Source organism: Micromonospora sp. WMMD558 (assembly GCF_049315255.1).
Classification (GTDB): Bacteria; Actinomycetota; Actinomycetes; order Mycobacteriales; family Micromonosporaceae; genus Micromonospora.
Genome location: NZ_CP186061.1, coordinates 2670283 through 2690529 on the forward strand (window position 1 = coordinate 2670283; position 20247 = coordinate 2690529).

Sequence of the window (20247 nt, forward strand, 5' to 3'; positions counted from 1 at the left end):
GCGCTCCCGACGGGGGCACCGGCCGGCCGCGTACCGGATCAGACGCGGAAGCCCGCGGCGCGGGCCGCCTCCCGCTCGCGGCGGCGGTCGGCGCGGCGGCGACGGAACCCGAAGCCGACCAGCGCCAGGCCCAGCAGGAACGCCAGAACGAGAGCCGGCAGGACGATGGCGACCACCGACATCACCACGCTGGTGGCGTCCTCGGCGGTGCTCGCGACCGGCGCACCGACCCCGCCCGTCGTCGCGTTGACGACCGGCCGAACCGCGGACTTGAGCAGGTGAACGCCGAGCGCGATGAGGACGCCGGTCACCACCGGCACCCACTGGTTCGATGAGAAGAAGCTCGCCGGGTCGCTCACCGTCACCGTCTCGGAACTCGCGCCGGCCCCGAACGCCAGACCGCCCGCGGTCGGCCGGACCACGGTCTGGACGACGTCGTTGACGTGGTCGACCACCGGGACCTTGTCGGCCACCACCTCGATCGCGAGCAGCACCGCCAGGATGGTGAGCACCCAGCCGTTGCCGAGCCACTGCCACCCCGAGGGCAGGTCGATCAGGCTGGTGTAGCGGGCCAGCAGACCCATGGTGAGCAGGGGGATGTACGCGTTCAGCCCCGCCGAGGCGGCGAGGCCGGTACCGGTGAGCACTTCGAGCACCGTTTCAGCATCGCACCGGCACGCCAGTGGCGCTCGCTGCGTCGGCGGCGGGCGGCGGACGGGAAACCTCGCTCGCCCCGGGGTTGCCCGACAGCCTCCGGGCCGGCCCTCCGCTACCCTCGTCGGGTGCGGTTGGTGATTGCGAAGTGCTCGGTGGACTATGTCGGACGGCTCTCGGCCCACCTGCCGCCGGCCACCCGGCTGCTGATGGTGAAGGCGGACGGGTCGGTGTCGATCCACGCCGACGACCGGGCGTACAAGCCGCTGAACTGGATGAGCCCGCCGTGCCGGCTGGAGGAGGCGCCGGGCGTCTGGCGGGTGGTCAACAAGGCCGGCGAGGAGCTGCGGATCACCCTGGAGGAGGTCTTCCAGGACACGTCGTACGACCTGGGGGTCGACCCGGGGCTGCGCAAGGACGGCGTGGAGGCGCACCTGCAGGAGTTGCTGGCGGCCAACCCGGAGACGCTGGGCGAGGGCTTCACGCTGGTGCGCCGGGAGTACATGACGGCGATCGGGCCGGTCGACCTGCTCTGCCGGGACGCCAGCAACGCGGCCGTCGCCGTCGAGGTGAAGCGCCGCGGTGAGATCGACGGCGTGGAGCAGCTCACCCGCTACCTGGAGCTGATGAACCGGGATCCGCTGCTCGCACCGGTCAGCGGCGTCTTCGTGGCACAGGAGATCAAGCCTCAGGCGCGCGTTCTCGCGACCGACCGCGGCATCCGCTGCGTGGTCGTCGACTACGACAAGCTCCGCGGCATCGAACGCGACGAGCTGACCCTCTTCTGAGCCGGCGGCTCAGCGGCCGTACATCATCTTGATGACCTTGACCAGGCGGGCGACGTCGGCGTCGGTGCGGTCGAAGGTCATCGCCGGCAGCAGCGACCGGGCCCGGCGGCGGGTGATGGCCTTGGCCCGCGCGAACTCGCGCAGCCCGTCCTCCCCGTGGATGCGCCCGAAGCCGGAGTCGCCCACCCCGCCGAAGGGCAGGGTGGACATCCCGGCGAAGGTCAGGGCCGAGTTCACCGAGGCCATCCCGGAGCGCAGGCGGCGCGCGAGCGCCACGGCCCGCCGCCGGCCGAAGACCGAACCCCCCAGGCCGTACGGGAGGGCGTTGGCGAGCGTCACCGCCTCGTCGGCGTCGCGTACGCGGTTGATGGTCAGCGTCGGGCCGAAGGTCTCCTCGCGGACGGCGGCCGAGTCCTCGGGGACGTCCACCAGGACGGTCGGCCGGACGTAGGGCGGTTGCACGGCCTCGGCGCCGCCGAGCACCGCGCGACCACCCCGGGCCAGCGCGTCGTCGATGTGCCGGCGGATCACGTCGAGCTGGCTCGGCATGGTGATCGGCCCGATGTCCGCGCCGTCGGCGCCGACGGTGAGCCGGCCGGCCCGCTGGACCACCTTGTCGACGAAGGCGTCGAAGACCGGCTCGACGGCGTACACCCGCTCGATGCCGATGCAGGTCTGGCCGGCGTTGGTGAGCGAGCCCCACACCGCCGCGTCGGCGGCGGCGTCCAGGTCGGCGTCGGCGTCGACGATCATCGCGTCCTTGCCACCCGCCTCGATCAGGACGGGGGTGAGCGACTCCGCGCAGGCGGCCATCACCTTCCTGCCGGTGGCGGTCGAGCCGGTGAAGGCGACCTTGTCCACACCGGACCGGCACAGCGCCGCGCCGACGTCGCCGAGCCCGTGCACCGCGCTGAACACCGGCTGCTCGTCGACGACCTCGGCGAACGTGTCGACCAGCCACTGCCCGACGGCCGGCGTGTACTCGCTGGGCTTGAGCACGACGGTGTTGCCGGCGGCCAGCGCGTACGCGACGGAGCCGATCGGGGTGAAGACGGGGTAGTTCCACGGGCCGATCACGCCCACCACGCCGTGCGGCTGGTACTCCAGGTGGGCGGAGAACTCCGCCAGCACCAGTCGGGACCGTACCCGGCGCGGCCCGAGCACCCGCCGGGCGTTGCGGGCGGCCCAGTCGACGTGCTCGACGGCGGTGACGATCTCGACGATCGCGTCGGCGAGCGGCTTGCCACCCTCGACGTGCACCAGCTCGGCGAGCTCTTCGATCCGCTTGGCGAGCAGCGCGCGCCAGCGCAGCAGCCGCTCCCGGCGACCGGTGAAGCCCAGCCCGGCCCACCAGGGGGCCGCGGCGCGGGCGCGGGCAACCGTCGCCTCGACATCCGCCACGCTGGCGACGGGCAGGCGCCCGGCCTCCGCGCCGGTCGCCGGGCTCGTCGACACGAGCCGCCCGTCCTCGATGATCGGGGTCCCCGGGACATGCACAGCCGTCATGGCGGAAGTCTAGACCCGAGGATTACTCGCCGGTAGGGGTCGTGCGGGGTGGTGACGCCGGCGGCACCGAGCCGTTGAACGGAGCGGGCACCTGACCCGTGTCACGGGGCGGGGCCGCGACGGGTGAGGTGCACATCCCTCGATACCGGACATCGGAGACCGAAAAACGGAACACGAGGTGTCCGGCTGGCGACAGGGAGATGGCCGCCCGGGCGGTGAAGACGACTACCGTGTGGTGGCAGGCTGACGCGTGGGGTGACCGTGCGGGGTGGAGGGCGGACTGTCCATGGAGGAGCATCCGGAGTTTCTGCCGTTGTTGACGGTGGCCGGCGGGCCGATGCGGGGGCTGAGCTTCCGGCTCGGGCGGGGCCGGCTGGTGATCGGACGGGCGCCGACGGCGGACGTCGTCCTGACCGACGCGCACCTGAGCCGACGGCACGCCGAGATGTGGCTCGCTCCGGAGGGAGCATCGGTGGCCGACCTCGGGTCGACCAACGGCACCTGGCTCAACGACCGGCGGATCATCGGGGTGGAACGGCTCGCCGACGGCGACGTGATCCGGATCGGCCGTACCGAACTCCGGGTCTACGACCCGGGGGTGGCGCTGACCGACCCGGTCGGGCTGACCTTCGGCCTGGCGCGCCGGGACCACCGGCCGACCCTCCCGCTGCCGATCGCCACTCCGGAGCGTCCGGTCGCTCCCGAACTGCCGGCCGCGGCGCAGCCGGTGGCCGCCGTCCCGGAGCCGGCCGACGCCGTGCCCGCCTGAGCAGCGGCGGAACCCGGTTGGCCGGGTGAGGACGCCACACGTCCGACGACCGCGTCATGTCGGTGCGGCCCATGGACGGGCGGGTGGACGGCCTGGCAGCATGCCGCGGATGGAGAGCCAGCAGCAGGTCGTCACGGCGAACGGGATCACCCAGGCGGTGCGGGTGGCCGGGCCGCCGGACGGCGTACCGGTGCTGCTGATCCACGGCAACTGCTCGTCCGCCCTCTTCTGGGAGCCCCTGGTGCGCCGGCTGCCGGGCAACCTGCGGGTCATCGCGCCGGACCTGCGCGGCTACGGGGACACCGACACCGCGCCGGTCGACGCGACGCGAGGGCTGGCCGACCTCGCGGACGACGTCGCCGCCCTGCTCGACCACGGGTCACTCCTGCCGGCCGGCGCGCGGCCGGTGGTCGTCGTCGGGCACTCGCTGGGCGCGGGAGTGGCCATGCGGCTGCTGGTCGACCACCCCGACCGGGTGGCCGGGCTGCTGCTGGAGGCACCCGTCTCGCCGTACGGCTTCGGCGGCACCCGCGACCTCGACGGCACCCCGACCACGCCCGACTTCGCGGGCACGGGTGCCGGCACCGCCAACTCGGACTTCGTCCGCCGGCTGGCCGGCAAGGACCGCGGCGACGACGCCCCGACCAGCCCGCGGGCGGTACTACGCAGCGCGTACGTCGCCGATCCCGCCTCGCTCGGCGACGACGAGGAGCTGCTGCTGGACACCGTCCTGTCCACCGCCACCGGCGAGGACAACTACCCGGGAACCGCCGAGCCGTCCACCAACTGGCCGGGGACCGCCCCCGGCCGGCGCGGAGTACTGAACGCCCTGGCACCGGCGTACTTCCGGATCGCCGACGAACTGGTCGCCGTCCCCGGGAAGCCGCCGGTCACCTGGGTACGCGGCGACGCCGACGTGATCGTCTCGGACACCTCGCTGTTCGACCTGGCGCACCTGGGAGCGCTGGGCGTGGTGCCCGGCTGGCCGGGGGAGGCGGACTGCCCGCCGCAGCCGATGGTCGGGCAGACCCGGGCGGTGCTGGAGCGGTACGTGGCGGCCGGCGGCGCGTACCGGGAGGTGGTGCTGCCCGGCTGCGGCCACAGCCCGCACATCGAGCGGCCGGCCGAGTTCGTCGCCGAACTGCTCGCCCTGGTCGACCGCCGGCGCTGACGCCCACCGTCCGTGATCGGCGGCGACGGCCGCGCCGAGGCGACCGGAGAGCGACCGGAGAGCGGCCGGCGGCGCCGCCCGGAACCGGCCGGCACGGCCGGCGTCCATCGACGGCGGCGGAGCCGTGAAATATCCCACGGCGTCTCGACAACCATGCGTCACGTGGCAGACTCCGCTTAACTTAGCGGCCGTTCATGTCGGCTGCGCGGAGCGAACCAGGGGAGGCCGGTCGTGGCGCGCGAGTTCACCAGTGTGGGTGTGGTGGGTCTGGGCACCATGGGTGCCGGCATCGTCGAGGTCTTCGCCCGCAACGGCATCGACGTCGTCGCGGTCGAGGTGTCCGAGACCGCGCTGGAGCGCGGCCGGGTCACCCTGACCGGCTCGACCGACCGGGCGGTGGCCAAGGGCAAGCTGGCGGAGGCCGACCGCGACGCCCTGCTGGCCCGGGTCAACTGGCAGGTCGGGCTGGACGCGCTGCGCTCGGTCGACCTGGTGATCGAGGCCGTCCCCGAGCACCTGGACCTGAAGCAGCGGATCTTCGCCGAGCTGGACCGCGTCTGCAAGCCGGAGACCATCCTCGCGACCAACACCTCGTCGCTCTCGGTCACCGAGATCTCGGTGGCGACCACGCGCCCCAACCAGGTCATCGGCATCCACTTCTTCAACCCGGCACCGGTCATGAAGCTGGTCGAGATCGTCCGCACCGTCGTCACCTCGTCGGAGGTGGTCGCCGACGTGGAGGCGCTCTGCGAGCGGCTGGGCAAGGTCGACGTGACGATCAGCGACCGGGCCGGGTTCATCGCCAACGCGCTGCTCTTCGGCTACCTCAACCACGCCGTCAGCATGCTGGAGTCGCGGTACGCCACCCGCGAGGACATCGACGCCGCGATGAAGCTCGGCTGCGGCCTGCCGATGGGGCCGCTCGCGCTGATGGACCTGATCGGCCTGGACACCGCGTACGAGATCCTCGACACGATGTACCGGCGCGGCGGCCGGGACCGCCGGCACGCCCCGGTGCCGCTGATCAAGCAGATGGTCACCGCGGGGCTGCTCGGCCGCAAGTCCGGCCGCGGTTTCTACACCTACGAGCGGCCGGGCTCGCCGGTGGTCGTACCCGACGAGCAGACGCCCGTGACCACGGAGTCGGCGCTCGCCGACGGCGCCCGCGGCACCGCGAAGGTCGGCGTGGTGGGCTCCGGCACGATGGCCACCGGCATCATCGAGGTGTTCGCCAAGGCCGGGTACGAGGTCGTCTCGGTGACCCGGGGCGCGGAGAAGTCCGCCAAGGTCTTCGAGGCGGTCAAGACCTCGCTCAACAAGGGTGTCGTGCGTGGCAAGCTCAGCGAGGCCCACCGGGACGCCGCCCTGGGCCGGATCACCTGGTCGGCCACCCTGGAGCACCTGGCCGACGTCGACCTGGTGGTCGAGGCCGTCGTCGAGGAACTCAGCGTCAAGAAGGCGCTGTTCGCCAGCCTGGACGAGATCTGCAAGCCGGGCGTGGTGCTGGCCACCACCACCTCGTCGCTGCCGGTGATCGACGTGGCGATGGCCACCCAGCGGCCGGCCGACGTGGTGGGCCTGCACTTCTTCAACCCCGCGCCGATCATGCCGCTGGTGGAGATCGTGCAGACCATCCGCACCTCGCCGGAGACCACCGCCACCGCCAAGGCGGTCTGCGCGAAGCTGGGCAAGACCGGCGTCGTCTGCGGGGACCGGTCCGGGTTCATCGTCAACGCGCTGCTCTTCCCGTACCTGAACGACGCGGTGAAGATGCTGGAGGCCAGCTACTCGACGGCCGACGACATCGACCACGCGATGAAGCTGGGCTGCGGCTACCCGATGGGCCCGTTCGAGCTGCTCGACGTGGTGGGCCTGGACGTGTCGCTGGCCATCCAGCGGGAGCTGTACCTGGAGCTGCGCGAGCCCGGTTTCGCGCCCGCACCGCTGCTGGAGCACCTGGTCACCGCCGGGTACCTCGGCCGCAAGACCGGCCGCGGCTTCCGCGACCACACCCGCCGCTGAGGTGTAAGGAAGGGCCCCCTGTTAACGCCTGGTGTAGGTGAAGGTGCCCTTCTTAACACCGCAGCGCGCCGGCCGGTGAGCGGGCCGCCGCCGGCCCGGCCGTACGCTGGGATGCGTGAGTCCCCGTCGCAACCGACCCCGCCGTGACGAGACCGCACACCTGGACTCCGAGCGGGTACGCCAGGGCGTCGCGTCGGTCCAGCAGTGGCGGGACGGCGACTGGCAGGTTCGGGGCATCAGCGGCGGGGCGTCGGTCAAGACGTACCGTTGCCCCGGCTGCGACCAGGAGATCCGGCCGGGCGTGGCGCACGTCGTGGCCTGGCCGGCGGACGGGCGGGGCGACCTGACCGACCGCCGGCACTGGCACAGCGGCTGCTGGCGGGCCCGGGACCGGCGTTCGCCGGTCGTGCAGCGCGGTCGCAGCGCGCCCCGCCACGGGTGAGCGGGCGATCTGGATCACCGTGTTTCCGCCCGGACGGGCGGCCGCGCCGGTGGCGCGGGAGACTGGACGGGTGAGCACACCCATCCGCGCCTCGTCGATCCTGCCCGGCCGCCGGGAGGAGATCGAGCTGCACACCGCCGACGGCCTGCGCCTGGTCGGTGACCTGGCCCGCCCGGCCGACCGCGAGCCGGTGGCGACGCTCGTCTGCCTCCACCCGCTGCCCACGCACGGCGGGATGATGGACAGCCACATCTTCCGCAAGGCCGCCTGGCGTCTGCCGGCCCTGGCCGACCTGGCGGTGCTGCGGTTCAACACCCGGGGCACCAGCAGCGTGCGCGGCACCAGCGAGGGCGCCTTCGACAACGCCGTCGGCGAGCGGTACGACGTCGCCGCGGCCATCGAGTACGCGGAGTTCCACGAGCTGCCCGACATCTGGCTGCTGGGCTGGTCGTTCGGCACCGACCTGACCCTCAAGCACGGCTGCGACCCGGCGGTGACCGGAGCGATCCTGCTCTCCCCGCCGCTGCGGTACTCCACCGCGGAGGACCTGGCCCGGTGGGCCGGCGCCGGCAAGCCGCTCACCGCGCTGGTCCCGGAGTTCGACGACTACCTGCGGCCCGACGAGGCCCGCGAGCGGTTCGGGGCCGTGCCGCAGGCCGAGGTGGTCGGCGTGCCCGGTGCCAAGCACCTCTGGGTCGGCGACGCCGAGACCGTGCTCGACGAGATCGTCCGGCGGGTCAACCCGGCCGTGCCGGTGCCGCTGCCGACCACCTGGGACGGCCCGATGGAGACGGGCGACGTCAGCGCGTACGCCGACCGCACCGTCGCCGCCTTCGCGGACCGTCCGGTGCCCCGCCCGGAGACCGGCACCGACTGACGACCCACGCTGGCGGCCGAACCGGGGACAGCGCCTCCGGCAGCCGCTGTCGATCGGCTCAGCGCCGGTCCTGGCGGGGGAGGACCACCTCCCGCAGGACCAACTGGATCGCCGCGACCGTCGGGATCGCGATGAGGGCTCCGATCACGCCCACCAGCGCGACCCCGAGCAGCGCGGCGACCAGGGCGGCCACCTCGTTGACCTGAACCGACCGGCGCATGATCTTCGGGTAGATCAGGTAGTTCTCCAACTGCTGGTAGATCAGGAAGAAGACCGCGCAGGCGATCCCCACCGGGAGGCCGGTGGCGAAGCCGACCACGGTCACGATCACCGCGCCGAGGGTGGCGCCGATCTGCGGGATCAGGTCGGTCACCGCCACCACCACGGCCAACGCAAACGGGTACGGCAGCCCCACGATCAACGCGAACACGAACGTGGACGTCCCGGCGAGCACCGCGATGGCGAGCGCGCCGACGATGTAGGCGCCGACCTTCGTGATGATCTCGTCGCCGATGAGCTGGACCCGCTGCCGACGGGACCGGGGCACCAGCGCGTACGCGAGTGCCCGCAGCCGGTTGAAGTACGCCAGGAAGTAGATGGTGAGCACCAGCACGGTCAGCGTCCGGAAGACGGTGCCGAAGATGAGCTGGGCGCCACCGAGCACCCCGCCGAGCGCCCGCCCCACCACGTCGGCGCTCGCGGCGTTCCGCACCCGCTCCATCAGGCCGTACCGCTCGACGAGTTCGTTGATCGTCTCGTTGCGCCGCAGCGACTCCAGGTAGCTCGGGAACTGCTCGACGAACTGGCCGGACTGGGTGACGACCGGCGGCACCAGGGCGAACACGCCACCGCAGAGCAGCAGCAGGACGGTCAGGGCGACCACCGTCACCGCGAGGCCGTGCGGCAGCCCGAGCAGGCGCAGCCGCGCCACCGCCGGGTACAACCCGACCGCGAGGAAGAGGGCGATCACCGCCAGGACGAGGACGCCGGCGGCGTTGCGCAGCCCCAGGAAGAGCGCGTACGCCAGCAGAACGCCGAGCCCGCCGGTGAAGCCGACCAGGAAGCTGCTGCGCCGCAACGGCCGCCCCGGTGTGCCGAACCGTCCCGAGCCGTTGTCCGGCGGGGCGTCGTCCGGAGCGTCCGAACCGGTGGGCGCGGAGCCGCCGGCGCGCGTTGCGCCCGGGTCGTCGTCCGGGCCGGGGCCGTCCGGCAGCGTCGGGCCGGGGTCGTCCGGGCCGGGGTCGGGGCCGGGGCTGGGGTCGGGGCCGGGGCTGGGGTCGGGGCCGGGGCCGGGGCTGGGCCCGGGGCCTGGGCCTGGGCCTGGGTCGGAGTGCGGCGGGTCGTCGGGCCCGGACCGGGCGTTCGGGTCGGTGACGCCGTCCGGCCCCGGCGGCCGACGATCGGGGCGGTCGGCCGGCTCGTGCGACCCCGGTTCGCGCTCTGCCACCGGACCTCCCGAGGATCAGGCTCCGGCGACCGCCGGAGAACCCCGACACCGGCCCGCGACTGCGGGTCCCACCGGGAGCGTAGCCGCCCCGGCCGGCCGGCAGCAGATCGTGGCGCGCCCGGCCTCCCCGGGGAGCGGCCCGTCCGGGCCGGTCAGTCCTTCTCGACGACGACCTTGCTCGGCTTGGCGCCGCGCTCGTCGGTGGTCGGCTTCGCGGGGCGGTTGCCGTTCTCACCGGCGCTGGTGATCTTCGCGCGTGCGGCGTCCCGGCCGCCCTCGCCCGGCACGGCCGCGACGGTCGGTTCGCCGTCCACCCCGGCGCTGGCGGTGCCGCCGCCGTCCTTGGTGGTCACCGACGCCACCTTGTCCCGGTCCGGTGCTCCGGTGGTCGGCTCCATCCGCCCACGGGCGGGCTGGCCGGCCTCGGCCGGCTCGACCTTGCCGGCGTCCGACCGGCCCCGGTCAGCCGCCTCCGGCTGCGACGTCGAGATGCCCCGCACGTCGGTGGGCGACGTCGTGGCGGCCCCGGCACGCGCTACCGCCGCAGAGCCCTTCGCGGAACCCGCACCGTCACCGGTGACCGGTGCCGCGGACCCCTTCGCCGGCCCCGCACCGTTGCCGGTGACCGGCGCCGCGGTGGCCTTCGCCGGGCCCGCACCGTCGCCGGAGACCGGCGTCGGGGGCCGGACCGTGACCGCCGCCGTCACGCCGTCGGAGCCGGGCCTCCCGGCGCCGGTCGGTGCGCCCGACAGCTCCAGCCGTAGCTCGGTCACCTGCCGCTGCAGCTCGTCGGACTCCTGCCGCGAACGCCAGGTCTCCTGCCGCAGGTCGGCGAGCTGCTGCTGGGCCTGGGCGATCTCCAGCATCACCTGCGCGAGCTGCTGGCGGCCGGCCGCCGCCTCCTGCTGCGTGGCGGCGAGGTGCTGCTGCGTGGTGGCCAGGGCCTGCTGGGTCGTGGCCGCGTACTCCTCGAACTGCCGCCGGGACGTCGCGACGTGCTCGTCGGCCGTGCGCCGCTTCTCGGTGGCCTCCGCCTCGGCCCGGCTGAGCAGCGCCGTCGCCTCCTCCTCAGCCTCGCGGCGCATGGTCAGGGCGTCCTGCTCGGCGGCCTGGCGGATGTCGGCGGCCGCACCCTCGATCTCGTTCTTCAGGGCGGTGTACCGCGACTCCAGCTCGGCGCGCCGGGTCTCGAAGCCGGACTCCAGCTCGGCGCTGCGCGTCTCGAAGCCCGACTCCAGCTCGGTGCGGCGGGCCGTGAAGCCGGACTCCAGCTCCTGCTGGCGCGACCGGTGCTGCTTCTCCAGCTCGACCTGCCGCGTCTTGTACTGCTTCTCCAGCGCGTCGCGGCGCTCGGCGAACTCGTGGTCGGCGGCGGCACGCCGCTGGCTCAGCTCGCGGTCGGCCGCCTCGCGTCGGCTGTTGACCTCCTTCTCCACGCCGGCCCGCCAGGCCCCCAGCTCCTGCTGCGTCTGGGCGCGGGCGTGCTGCACGTACGCCTCGGTCTCGGTGCGCATCCGCTGGACGTACGCGTCGGTCTCCGCGCGCTGGCGCTTCGCGGCCTCCGCCGCCTGCGTGGTGAGCCGCTCCGCCTCCTGGCGGGCCTTGTTGCGGGTGGCCCGGCCGGCGGTGCTGGCGTCGTCGATGATCTGCTTGGCCTCCTGCTGGGCCTTGGCGTGGGTGGCCCGGCTCGCCTCGGTGGCCTGCTCGACGAGGCGCTTGGCCTCCTGCTGCGCCTTGGCGTGCACCTCCTTCGCGGCCTCGCGCAGCTCCGTCGCCTCCTGCTGGGCCTTGGCGTGCGTCTCCTTCGCGGCCTCGCGCAGCTTCGTCGCCTCCTGCTGGGCCCGCGTGTGGATCTCCTTCGCGGTGTCCCGCAGATGGGTCGCCTCCTGCTGGGCCTTCGCGAGCGCCTCCTGCGCGGCCTTGCGCAGCCGGGCCGCCTCCTCGGTGGCGGCCTTGACCGCGGCGTCCGCCTCGGCCCTGCGGGCGGCGGTCTGCCGGTCCTCCTCGGCGCGCCGGGCGGCGAGCGCGATCTCGAAGTCCTTGAGGGCCTTGGCCGCCTGTTCCCGCGCCTCGTCGATGATGTGCTCGGCGGCCGCCCGACGGGCCTCGATCTCCTCGTTGGCGGCGGCGAGGATGTCCTCGGCCTGCTCCTCGGCCAGGGTCAGGATCTGCTCGACCCGCGGGCCGAGGTGGCGGAACGCGGCGCGGTCGACGACGCCGACCTGTTTGCGTACCTGGGCGAGATCCCGCTGGAGCACCTCGACCTGGCCGGCAAGCTTGTGGATCTGGGTGTAGGCCTGTTCCCGTTCGGCGGTCAGGGTGGCGATCTCGTGCTCGGCGCGAGCGACGTACCGGTCGACCTGTCGTTTCTCGTACCCCCGCAGCGCGGACTCGAAGCTGGGCTCCGTGGTCACATCCCCGCCGAGAGCGAACAGTTCCTCGCCGTGCGACATGCCCCCATCCTCACACGCAACGGCCCCTCCTGGGGCGATACGGACGCGTCGGATAGGAGCGGCTTCACCGCGCCGGTTTCACCTGTTGGGAAACGCGTAACGGCGCGGGGTGGCACCGGTCACCCGGTGTCACCCCGCGCCGTAGATCATGCCCCGGTCGGGCCGGTCAGCTGGACGCCTCGGCGGTCGCCCGCGCCTCCGTACCCTCGGTCTTCGCCTCCGGCTTCGCGGCCGGAACGCCCGGCACGATGCCGGCGAGCCCGGACAGCATCTGACCGAGCTGGGACGTGACGGCGTCCTTCTGGCGGGTCAGGTCCTCGACCTCGCGGCGCGCCGCCTGCGTGGTGAGCTCGGCCTCCGTGCGGGCCTCGGTCAGCAGGCGCTGCGCCTCGGCCTTCGCCTCGCTGAGGGTCTTCTCGGCGTGCGCCCTCGCCTTCTCCACCGTCTCGGTGGCGGTGCGCTCCGACTCGACCCGGCGGGCCTCGGCCCGCTGCTCGATCTCCTTGGCCCGCTCCTGCGCGGCCCGCGCCCGCTGCTCCGCCTCGCTGACCAGCTTCTGGGTCTGCGCGACCTGGGTGGCGTGCCGCTCCGACTCCTCACGCTCGGCCTTCTCGCGGCGCTCGGCGAGCTGCAGCTCCAGGGCCTGCAGGTCCTTGTCGCGCTTGTCCCGCGCGTCGGTGAGGAGCTTGGTCGCCTCGGCGCGCTTCTCCTCGGCCTCGCGGGCGGCCTTCGCCCGCTGCTGGGTGATCTCCCGCTCGGCCGTCGCGCGGAGCGTGGCCACCTCCCGCTCGACCGTCGACTTCAGCTCGGCGACCTCGTGCGCGGTGACCGTGCGCAGCTGCTTGGTCTCCCGCTCGGCGTCGGCGCGCAGCGTCTCGGCCTCGCGGCGGGCCTGGACGCGGACCTCGGCCGCCTCCCGCTCGGCGGCGGTGCGGACGTTGCCCGCCTCGCGCTCCGCGGTGGCCTTCATCGCCGCCGCCTCGGCGCGCGCCTTGTCGGTGATCTCCCGCGCCTCGAGGCGGGCGGCGGAGAGGATGCCCTCGGACTCCCGCTTGGCGTCGTTGCGGTGGTCGTTGGCCTGCTCCTCGGCGAGCCGGAGGATCTGCTCGACGCGGGTGCCCAGGCCGGAGAGGGTCGGCCGGCTGTTCTCCTCGAGCTGCTTGTTGGTCTCGGTGAGCTTCTGCTCCAGGGCGCCCATGCGCTGCTCGGCCTGGCGAAGCCGGCGCTGGGCGTCGTTCATCCGCTGCTCGGCCTCGGCCCGCGCCTGCTCCGACTGGGTCAGTGCGGCGGTCAGCCGGCCGATGAAGTCGTCCACCTGGCCGGTGTTGTAACCGCGGAGGCCGACAGTGAAATCGGGCTGGGTGTTCGCGTTATCGAAGAACGCAAGAGGGGAGGACTGTTGCTGGGGCATTGGGACATACTGGCAGACGCCCCGGGGTCCTTCGCAAGAGCGTCCGCGAGCTTTCGTGTCCTCTTTACATGGTCAACTCGGTGGCGTCCGGAGGGGCCGGACCGGCCGGCGATCTTGGCAGCTCCCGGCCGCGGCGGAGATCCTGCGGCGGGGCACGGAAAAGGGCCGCGGAGAAGACCCCGCGGCCCTTTCTCGTCGTGACCTCGTACCACTCGAATGGCGGCCGGCGCGGCCGGTGGAAAGGCAATCACCGGTCACCGCAATGGTCGCCGGCGCCTCGTCCGTACGGTCAGTGGCCGCGGAACCGGTTGATGCGCTCTTCGTGCCGCGCGCGGAACTCCGGGTCGCGGACGCCGAGCCCGTCGGCCGGGGCGAGGCAGCGGACGCCGACCTTGCCCTGGTGCGCGTTGCGGTGCACCTCGTACGCGGCCTGGCCGGTCTGCTCCATCGCGTACGTCTTCGAGACGGTGGGGTGGATCTTGCCGAGCGCGATGAGTCGGTTCGCCTCCCACGCCTCCTTGTAGTTGGCGAAGTGGCTGCCGACGATCCGCTTCAGGTGCATCCACAGGTAGCGGTTGTCGTACTGGTGCTGGTAGCCGCTGGTCGAGGCGCAGGTGACGATCGTGCCACCCTTCTTGGTCACGTAGACGCTGGCGCCGAAGGTCTCCCGGCCCGGGTGCTCGAAGACGATGTCCGGGTCCTCACCGCCGGTCAGTTCCCGGATCCGCTCGCCGAAGCGGCGCCACTCGTCCTGGTCCTGGGTCTGCTCGTCCTTCCAAAACCGGAAGCCCTCGGCGGCTCGGTCGATGACCAGCTCGGCGCCCATCTTCCGGCACAGCTCCGCCTTGTCCGGCGAGGAGACCACGCAGACCGGGATGGCGCCGCCGTTCAGCGCCATCTGGGTGGCGTAGCTGCCGAGGCCGCCGGAGGCGCCCCAGATCAGGACGACGTCGCCCTGCTTCATGTTGGCGCCGTGGTGGGAGACGAGCTGCCGGTACGCGGTGGAGTTGACCAGGCCCGGGCTCGCCGCCTCCTCCCAGCTCAGGTGACGCGGCTTCGGCATGAGCTGGTTGGCCTTGACCACGGCCAGCTCGGCGAGGCCGCCGAAGTTGGTCTCGAAGCCCCAGATCCGCTGCTGCGGGTCGAGCATCGTGTCGTCGTGACCGGCCGCGTCCTCCAGCTCCACCGAGAGGCAGTGCGCGACGACCTCGTCGCCCGCCTTCCACCGGGTCACGCCCGGGCCGGTCCGCAGGACGACGCCGGCCGCGTCCGAGCCGACCACGTGGTACGGGAGGTCGTGCCGCTTGGTGAGCTCGGAGAGCCGGCCGTAGCGCTGGAGGAACTTGAAGGTCGACACCGGCTCGAAGATGCTGGTCCAGACGGTGTTGTAGTTGATCGCGCTCGCCATCACGGCGACCAGCGCCTCACCGGGGCCGAGCTCCGGGGTGGGCACCTCCTGCACGTGCAGCGCCTTGCGTGGGTCCTTGTCCCGGGACGTCATCCCGTCGAACATCCGCGCCTCGTCGGCGCGCACGACGACGCCCCGGTAGGACTCCGGTACCGGAAGTCCGGCGACGCCGGCCAGCTCGCGCTCCGGTTGCGCCGAGCCCTCCGCCGCCATGATCGCTTCGAGGATGTCCTGCACGTCGACCTCCCGTTCGTCCGCACCCGCGCGTCGCGGGCACGGGTGCTGCCATCGTCGGCGCCGGTGCGGCCGCTCCACCATGTCGGCATCCGACACATCCGGCACCGGCCGCGCTGCTGTGGGGCCGGACGTTACTGAACGGTAGCTAGAGTCGGAAGTCCTCTGTGAAAAACCGCATCGGCCGATGCGTGAAGCTGCCCGGGTGAGCGGTGAACCGCGCAGCGCCGTGCTCGGCGGGGTGTTAAGAGGGGCCCCCTGCTATGCACGAGGCGTTAACAAGGGGCCCTTCCTTTCAGGCGGGTTCGACCAGCTCGACCAGGACGTTGCCGGCGTCCTTGGGGTGGACGAAGTTGATCCGGGAGTTCGCGGTGCCCCGCTTCGGCTCCTCGTACAACAGCCGGACGCCGCGCTCGCGCAGCTTCGCGCAGGCGACGTCGATGTCGGCCACGGTGTACGCCACCTGCTGCACCCCGGGCCCGTTGCGGTCGAGGAACCGCCCGATGGTGCTCTCCGGGCTCAGCGGGGCGAGCAGCTGCACGCAGCCGCCCTCGGTGGTCGGGCCGACCGCCAGCATCGCCTCGCGGACGCCCTGCTCCTCGTTGGTCTCGGTGTGCACGCAGCGCATCCCGAAGGTGCGCTGGTAGAAGTCGATCGCGGCGTCCAGGTCGGGGACGGCGACGCCGACGTGGTCGATGCGGCGCAGCCCGATGTCTGTGATGTAGTCCGCAGCGGACTCGACGGGGGAGTTCTCAGCCATGGCGCTAGTCTGGCCGAACAATCGTTAAGGCGTACAGGTCGGCACCCCCCTCGGAGGCAGGTATGGCTTCGGTGATCGTCAGCGGCGCTCGGACCCCCATGGGGCGCCTGCTGGGCAACCTCAAGGACCTCCCCGCGACCAGGCTCGGCGGCATCGCCATCAAGGCGGCGCTGGAGCGCGCCGGCGTCGCCCCCGAGCAGGTCCAGTACGTGATCATGGGGCAGGTGCTCCAGGCCGGCGCCGGCCAGATTCCGGCCCGCCAGGCGGCCGTCGAGGCGGGCATCCCGATGTCCGTGCCGGCCCTCACCATCAACAAGGTGTGCCTCTCCGGCCTGGACGCGATCGCGCTGGCCGACCAGCTGATCCGGGCCGGCGAGTTCGACGTCGTCGTGGCCGGCGGCATGGAGTCGATGACCAACGCCCCGCACCTGCTGCTCGGCCAGCGCGGCGGCTACAAGTACGGCGACGTGGTGATCAAGGACCACATGGCGCTCGACGGTCTCTCCGACGCCTGGGACTGCTGCTCGATGGGCGAGTCGACCGAGCGGCACGGCACCACGAAGGGCATCAGCCGCGAGGAGCAGGACGCCTTCGCCGCGGCCAGCCACCAGCGCGCCGCCGCCGCCCAGAAGAACGGCCACTTCGCCGACGAGATCACCCCGGTGGTCATTCCGCAGCGCAAGGGCGACCCGCTGGTGGTCAGCGAGGACGAGGGCATCCGCCCGGACACCACGGCCGAGTCCCTGGCCAAGCTGCGCCCGGCCTTCACCAGGGACGGCACCATCACCGCCGGCAGTTCGTCCCCGATCTCCGACGGCGCCGCCGCCGTGCTGGTGATGAGCAAGGCCAAGGCGAAGGAGCTGGGGCTGACCTGGCTGGCCGAGATCGGCGCGCACGGCAACGTCGCCGGCCCGGACAACTCGCTGCACTCGCAGCCGTCCAACGCGATCCAGCACGCGCTGCGCAAGGCCGGCCTGGGCGTCGACGACCTCGACCTGATCGAGATCAACGAGGCGTTCGCCCAGGTGGGCATCCAGTCCACGCGGGACCTCGGGATCAGCCCGGAGAAGGTCAACGTCAACGGCGGCGCCATCGCGCTGGGCCACCCGATCGGCATGTCCGGCGCGCGGCTGGTGCTGACCCTGGCGCTGGAGCTGAAGCGGCGTGGTGGCGGCACCGGCGCGGCGGCGCTCTGCGGCGGTGGCGGCCAGGGCGACGCCCTGATCATCCACGTTCCGGCCGGTGCCGAGAGCCAGGAGTGAGCACGGTCCCGCGAGCCCCGCGGGCCTGATCCGGAAGGGGCACGGTGGGCGAGAGTGAATCGGGCCCACCGAGCCCGCAGTCGTGAACGGAAGAGGTGCGGTGACTGACGCCGTCGACGACGCCCCGGCCGCGGCGACGCCGGTGCGCCGCAGCCGGGACGTACCCATGCTCGTCGAGCGGGCCCGCGCGGGTGACCCCCGCGCGGTGGCCCGGCTCATCACGCTGGTCGAGTCCGGCGACGAGGCGTTGCCGCGCATCGCGGCGGCGCTCGCGCCGTACGCCGGTCAGGCCCAGGTGGTCGGCCTGACCGGCTCGCCCGGCGTGGGCAAGTCCACGACCACGAACGAGCTGGTCCGGGCGCTGCGGGCGCGTGGCCACCGGGTCGGGGTGCTGGCCATCGACCCGTCCAGCCCGTTCACCGGCGGGGCGATCCTCGGCGACCGGGTCCGCATGCAGGACCACGCCACCGACCCCGGCGTCTACATCCGCTCGATGTCCAGCCGCGGTCACCTGGGCGGGCTTTCGGCGGCCACGCCGCAGGCGGTCCGGGTGCTGGAGGGCGCCGGCTGCGACGTGGTGCTGGTGGAGACCGTCGGCGTCGGGCAGGCCGAGGTGGAGGTCGCCTCGCTCGCGGACACCACGCTGGTGCTGCTCGCGCCCGGGATGGGCGACGCCATCCAGGCGGTGAAGGCCGGCATCCTGGAGATCGCCGACGTCTTCGTGGTCAACAAGGCCGACCGGGACGGCGCCGACGCCACGGTCCGCGACATCCAGGGCATGATCGCCCTGGGCGAGCGGGGGCCGGGGCAGTGGCGGCCGCAGGTGGTGCGGGCGGTCGCCGCGCGCGGCGAGGGGATCGACGACATCGCCGCCGCGATCGACAAGCACCGCGGCTGGCTGGTCGAGCACGGCGAGCTGCGCCGCCGGCAGGAGGCGCGGGCCGCCGCCGAGATCGAGGCGATCGCTCTCGGCGCGCTGCGCGACCGCATCGGCTCACTGCGCGACGGTACGGAGCTGCCGGCGCTCGCCGCCAAGGTGGCGGAGGGGTCCCTGGATCCGTACGCGGCGGCCGACCAGTTGCTGACCCAGATCGCCTCCTGACGAGGGGGCACGTTACCCGCCGGTACGAACTTCCTTAGCGATCGTTCAGGTCGGGGCTCTACACTCGGGGTGCAGTCGAGGACTCGAGGAGGAGCCCCGCGGATGAACGCCGACGAGATCGCCGCCGGACGGGCACGCTGGCAGGCCCGCTACGACGCCGCGCGCAAGCGGGACGCCGACTTCACCACCCTCTCCGGGATGGCCGTCGACCCGGTCTACGGGCCGCCGGAGGGAGTGGCCTGGCCGGGCTTCGAGCGGATCGGCTGGCCGGGCGAATTCCCGTACACCCGGGGGTTGCACCCGACCGGCTACCGCGGGCGGGCCTGGACGATCCGGCAGTTCGCCGGCTTCGGGAACGCGCGGCAGACCAACGAGCGCTACAAGATGATCCTGGGCGCGGGCGGCGGTGGCCTGTCCGTCGCGTTCGACATGCCCACCCTGATGGGCCGCGACTCCGACGACCCGCAGTCGCTCGGCGAGGTCGGGCACTGCGGCGTCGCCGTCGACAGCGCCGCCGACATGGAGGTGCTCTTCGACGGCATCGACCTGGCCGGCGTCACCACGAGCATGACCATCTCCGGGCCCGCCGTGCCGGTGTTCTGCATGTACCTGGTCGCCGCCGAGCGGCAGGGTGCCGACCTGTCGAAGCTGGACGGCACGCTCCAGACGGACATCTTCAAGGAGTACATCGCGCAGAAGGAGTGGCTCTTCGACCCCGAGCCGCACCTGCGCCTCATCGGCGACCTGATGGAGTACTGCGCCCGGGAGATCCCGCGCTACAAGCCGCTCTCCGTCTCCGGCTACCACATCCGCGAGGCCGGCTCGACCGCCGCGCAGGAGCTGGCGTACACCCTCGCCGACGGGTTCGGGTACGTCGAGCTGGGCCTTTCGCGCGGGCTGGACGTGAACGTCTTCGCGCCGGGCCTGAGCTTCTTCTTCGACTCCCACGTGGACTTCTTCGAGGAAATCGCCAAGTTCCGGGCGGCCCGCCGGATCTGGGCCCGCTGGCTGCGCGACGTCTACGGCGCCACCAGCGAGAAGGCTCAGTGGCTGCGGTTCCACACGCAGACGGCCGGCGTTTCGCTGACCGCCCAGCAGCCGGTCAACAACGTCGTCCGTACGGCCGTGGAGGCCCTCGCGGCGGTGCTCGGCGGCACCAACTCGCTGCACACCAACGCCCTCGACGAGACCCTCGCGCTGCCCACCGACGAGTCGGCCGAGATCGCCCTGCGTACCCAGCAGGTGCTGATGGAGGAGACCGGGGTGACCAACGTGGCCGACCCGCTCGGCGGGTCCTGGTACGTCGAGGCGCTCACCGACCGGATCGAGGCCGAGGCGGAGGAGATCTTCGCCCGGATCAGGCAGCTCGGCGGCGACGGGCCGCACCAGATCGGGCCGATGACGTCCGGCATCCTGCGCGGCATCGAGGACGGCTGGTTCACCGGGCACATCGCCGAGTCGGCCTTCGCGTACCAGCAGGCGCTGGAGAAGGGCGAGAAGAAGATCGTCGGGGTCAACTGCCACACCAGCACGGTCGCCAAGGACCTGGAGATCCTGCGCATCTCGCACGAGGTGGAGCTGGAGCAGCGCCGGGTGCTCGCCGAACGGAAGGCGACCCGGGACGAGGCGGCCGTCAAGACGGCGCTCGATCGGATGGTGGCGGCCAGCCGTACCGACGAGAACATGATCCCGGCGATGCTCGACGCGGTCCGCGCCGAGGCCACGTTGGGCGAGATCTGTGACGCCCTCCGCGCCGAATGGGGCGTCTACCGGGAGCCCGCGCGCTTCTGACCCCCTTGCGCCCCCGCGATCGTGCCCTTGCTGCCGAGGCGAAAGCCCCCGTAAGCCGCGAACCGGCGACCGGAAGCGCACCATCGCGGGGGTGCGGTGGGACGGGCCCTGAGCTGGGGTGAGAACTGTGACCTTCGGCCTCGCCGATGA

Annotated in this window: 16 protein-coding genes; 9 read left to right on the forward strand and 7 right to left on the reverse strand. The window is 72.8% G+C overall.

Going from position 1 to position 20247, the window contains the following annotated elements:
* Window positions 1-38 precede the first annotated feature (38 nt).
* Window positions 39-656 carry a DUF4126 domain-containing protein gene (locus ACN26Y_RS13025; protein WP_155330537.1) on the reverse strand — a complete coding sequence of 206 codons (618 nt, stop codon included), beginning with the start codon at window positions 654-656 and terminating at the stop codon, window positions 39-41.
* 126 nt (window positions 657-782) lie between these two features.
* Between ACN26Y_RS13025 and nucS the strand changes: the two genes are divergently transcribed.
* Window positions 783-1442, forward strand: coding sequence for an endonuclease NucS (gene nucS / locus ACN26Y_RS13030; protein WP_155330538.1), 660 nt, complete (start codon window positions 783-785; stop codon window positions 1440-1442).
* Window positions 1443-1451: 9 nt separating this feature from the next.
* Here nucS and ACN26Y_RS13035 read toward each other — a convergent pair whose 3' ends face one another.
* Window positions 1452-2948, reverse strand: coding sequence for an aldehyde dehydrogenase family protein (locus tag ACN26Y_RS13035; RefSeq protein ID WP_155330539.1), 1497 nt, complete (start codon window positions 2946-2948; stop codon window positions 1452-1454).
* A gap of 286 nt (window positions 2949-3234) precedes the next feature.
* On the opposite strand from ACN26Y_RS13035, the gene ACN26Y_RS13040 reads away from it, so the two are divergent.
* The 5 genes from ACN26Y_RS13040 to ACN26Y_RS13060 all read left to right on the forward strand — a co-directional run bounded on the left by ACN26Y_RS13040 (window position 3235) and on the right by ACN26Y_RS13060 (window position 8229).
* Window positions 3235-3717 (forward strand): FHA domain-containing protein, encoded by a 483-nt coding sequence (locus ACN26Y_RS13040; RefSeq protein WP_155330540.1) that lies wholly within the window; start codon window positions 3235-3237, stop codon window positions 3715-3717.
* A gap of 100 nt (window positions 3718-3817) precedes the next feature.
* Window positions 3818-4888, forward strand: coding sequence for an alpha/beta hydrolase (locus tag ACN26Y_RS13045; RefSeq protein WP_196255845.1), 1071 nt, complete (start codon window positions 3818-3820; stop codon window positions 4886-4888).
* A gap of 231 nt (window positions 4889-5119) precedes the next feature.
* Window positions 5120-6910, forward strand: a complete 1791-nt coding sequence (locus ACN26Y_RS13050) for a 3-hydroxyacyl-CoA dehydrogenase family protein (protein WP_155330542.1) — start codon at window positions 5120-5122, stop codon at window positions 6908-6910.
* Window positions 6911-7025: 115 nt separating this feature from the next.
* Entirely contained in the window at window positions 7026-7352 is a 327-nt protein-coding gene (locus ACN26Y_RS13055; RefSeq protein ID WP_155330543.1) for a hypothetical protein, read from the forward strand.
* 70 nt (window positions 7353-7422) lie between these two features.
* Window positions 7423-8229: an alpha/beta hydrolase gene (locus ACN26Y_RS13060; protein ID WP_422734761.1), complete on the forward strand. Its 807-nt coding sequence runs from the start codon at window positions 7423-7425 to the stop codon at window positions 8227-8229.
* Between the two features lie 58 nt (window positions 8230-8287).
* Here ACN26Y_RS13060 and ACN26Y_RS13065 read toward each other — a convergent pair whose 3' ends face one another.
* The 5 genes from ACN26Y_RS13065 to mce all read right to left on the reverse strand — a co-directional run bounded on the left by ACN26Y_RS13065 (window position 8288) and on the right by mce (window position 15942).
* Complete coding sequence (locus ACN26Y_RS13065) at window positions 8288-9442, reverse strand: AI-2E family transporter (protein ID WP_422734928.1); 1155 nt, start codon at window positions 9440-9442, stop codon at window positions 8288-8290.
* 386 nt (window positions 9443-9828) lie between these two features.
* Window positions 9829-12129: a hypothetical protein gene (locus ACN26Y_RS13070; RefSeq protein ID WP_155330545.1), complete on the reverse strand. Its 2301-nt coding sequence runs from the start codon at window positions 12127-12129 to the stop codon at window positions 9829-9831.
* Window positions 12130-12295: 166 nt separating this feature from the next.
* On the reverse strand, window positions 12296-13540 hold the full coding sequence (locus tag ACN26Y_RS13075) for a DivIVA domain-containing protein (RefSeq protein ID WP_155330546.1): 1245 nt from the start codon (window positions 13538-13540) through the stop codon (window positions 12296-12298).
* Window positions 13541-13829: 289 nt separating this feature from the next.
* Entirely contained in the window at window positions 13830-15185 is a 1356-nt protein-coding gene (ccrA, locus tag ACN26Y_RS13080) for a crotonyl-CoA carboxylase/reductase (RefSeq protein ID WP_155330547.1), read from the reverse strand.
* Between the two features lie 292 nt (window positions 15186-15477).
* The gene (gene mce / locus ACN26Y_RS13085; RefSeq protein WP_155330548.1) at window positions 15478-15942 is read right to left on the reverse strand and encodes a methylmalonyl-CoA epimerase; all 465 of its coding nucleotides are present in this window, start codon (window positions 15940-15942) and stop codon (window positions 15478-15480) included.
* Window positions 15943-16004: 62 nt separating this feature from the next.
* On the opposite strand from mce, the gene ACN26Y_RS13090 reads away from it, so the two are divergent.
* The 3 genes from ACN26Y_RS13090 (at window position 16005) to ACN26Y_RS13100 (ending at window position 20097) form a co-directional block, all read left to right on the forward strand.
* Window positions 16005-17204, forward strand: coding sequence for an acetyl-CoA C-acetyltransferase (locus ACN26Y_RS13090; RefSeq protein ID WP_155330549.1), 1200 nt, complete (start codon window positions 16005-16007; stop codon window positions 17202-17204).
* Between the two features lie 100 nt (window positions 17205-17304).
* Window positions 17305-18306, forward strand: a complete 1002-nt coding sequence (gene meaB / locus ACN26Y_RS13095; protein ID WP_155330550.1) for a methylmalonyl Co-A mutase-associated GTPase MeaB — start codon at window positions 17305-17307, stop codon at window positions 18304-18306.
* A 102-nt stretch (window positions 18307-18408) separates the two neighbouring features.
* Window positions 18409-20097, forward strand: coding sequence for an acyl-CoA mutase large subunit family protein (locus ACN26Y_RS13100; RefSeq protein ID WP_155330551.1), 1689 nt, complete (start codon window positions 18409-18411; stop codon window positions 20095-20097).
* The last annotated feature ends 150 nt before the right edge of the window (window positions 20098-20247 follow it).

Excerpts from the sequence above, each read along its gene's own strand:
- ACN26Y_RS13075 (WP_155330546.1), bottom strand. The coding sequence starts at position 13,540 with ATGCCCCAGCAACAGTCCTCCCCTCTTGCGTTCTTCGATAACGCGAAC.
- ACN26Y_RS13100 (WP_155330551.1), top strand. The coding sequence starts at position 18,409 with ATGAACGCCGACGAGATCGCCGCCGGACGGGCACGCTGGCAGGCCCGC.
- ACN26Y_RS13070 (WP_155330545.1), bottom strand. The coding sequence starts at position 12,129 with ATGTCGCACGGCGAGGAACTGTTCGCTCTCGGCGGGGATGTGACCACG.
- ACN26Y_RS13035 (WP_155330539.1), bottom strand. The coding sequence starts at position 2,948 with ATGACGGCTGTGCATGTCCCGGGGACCCCGATCATCGAGGACGGGCGG.
- ACN26Y_RS13045 (WP_196255845.1), top strand. The coding sequence starts at position 3,818 with ATGCCGCGGATGGAGAGCCAGCAGCAGGTCGTCACGGCGAACGGGATC.
- ACN26Y_RS13040 (WP_155330540.1), top strand. The coding sequence starts at position 3,235 with ATGGAGGAGCATCCGGAGTTTCTGCCGTTGTTGACGGTGGCCGGCGGG.
- ACN26Y_RS13090 (WP_155330549.1), top strand. The coding sequence starts at position 16,005 with ATGGCTTCGGTGATCGTCAGCGGCGCTCGGACCCCCATGGGGCGCCTG.
- mce (WP_155330548.1), bottom strand. The coding sequence starts at position 15,942 with ATGGCTGAGAACTCCCCCGTCGAGTCCGCTGCGGACTACATCACAGAC.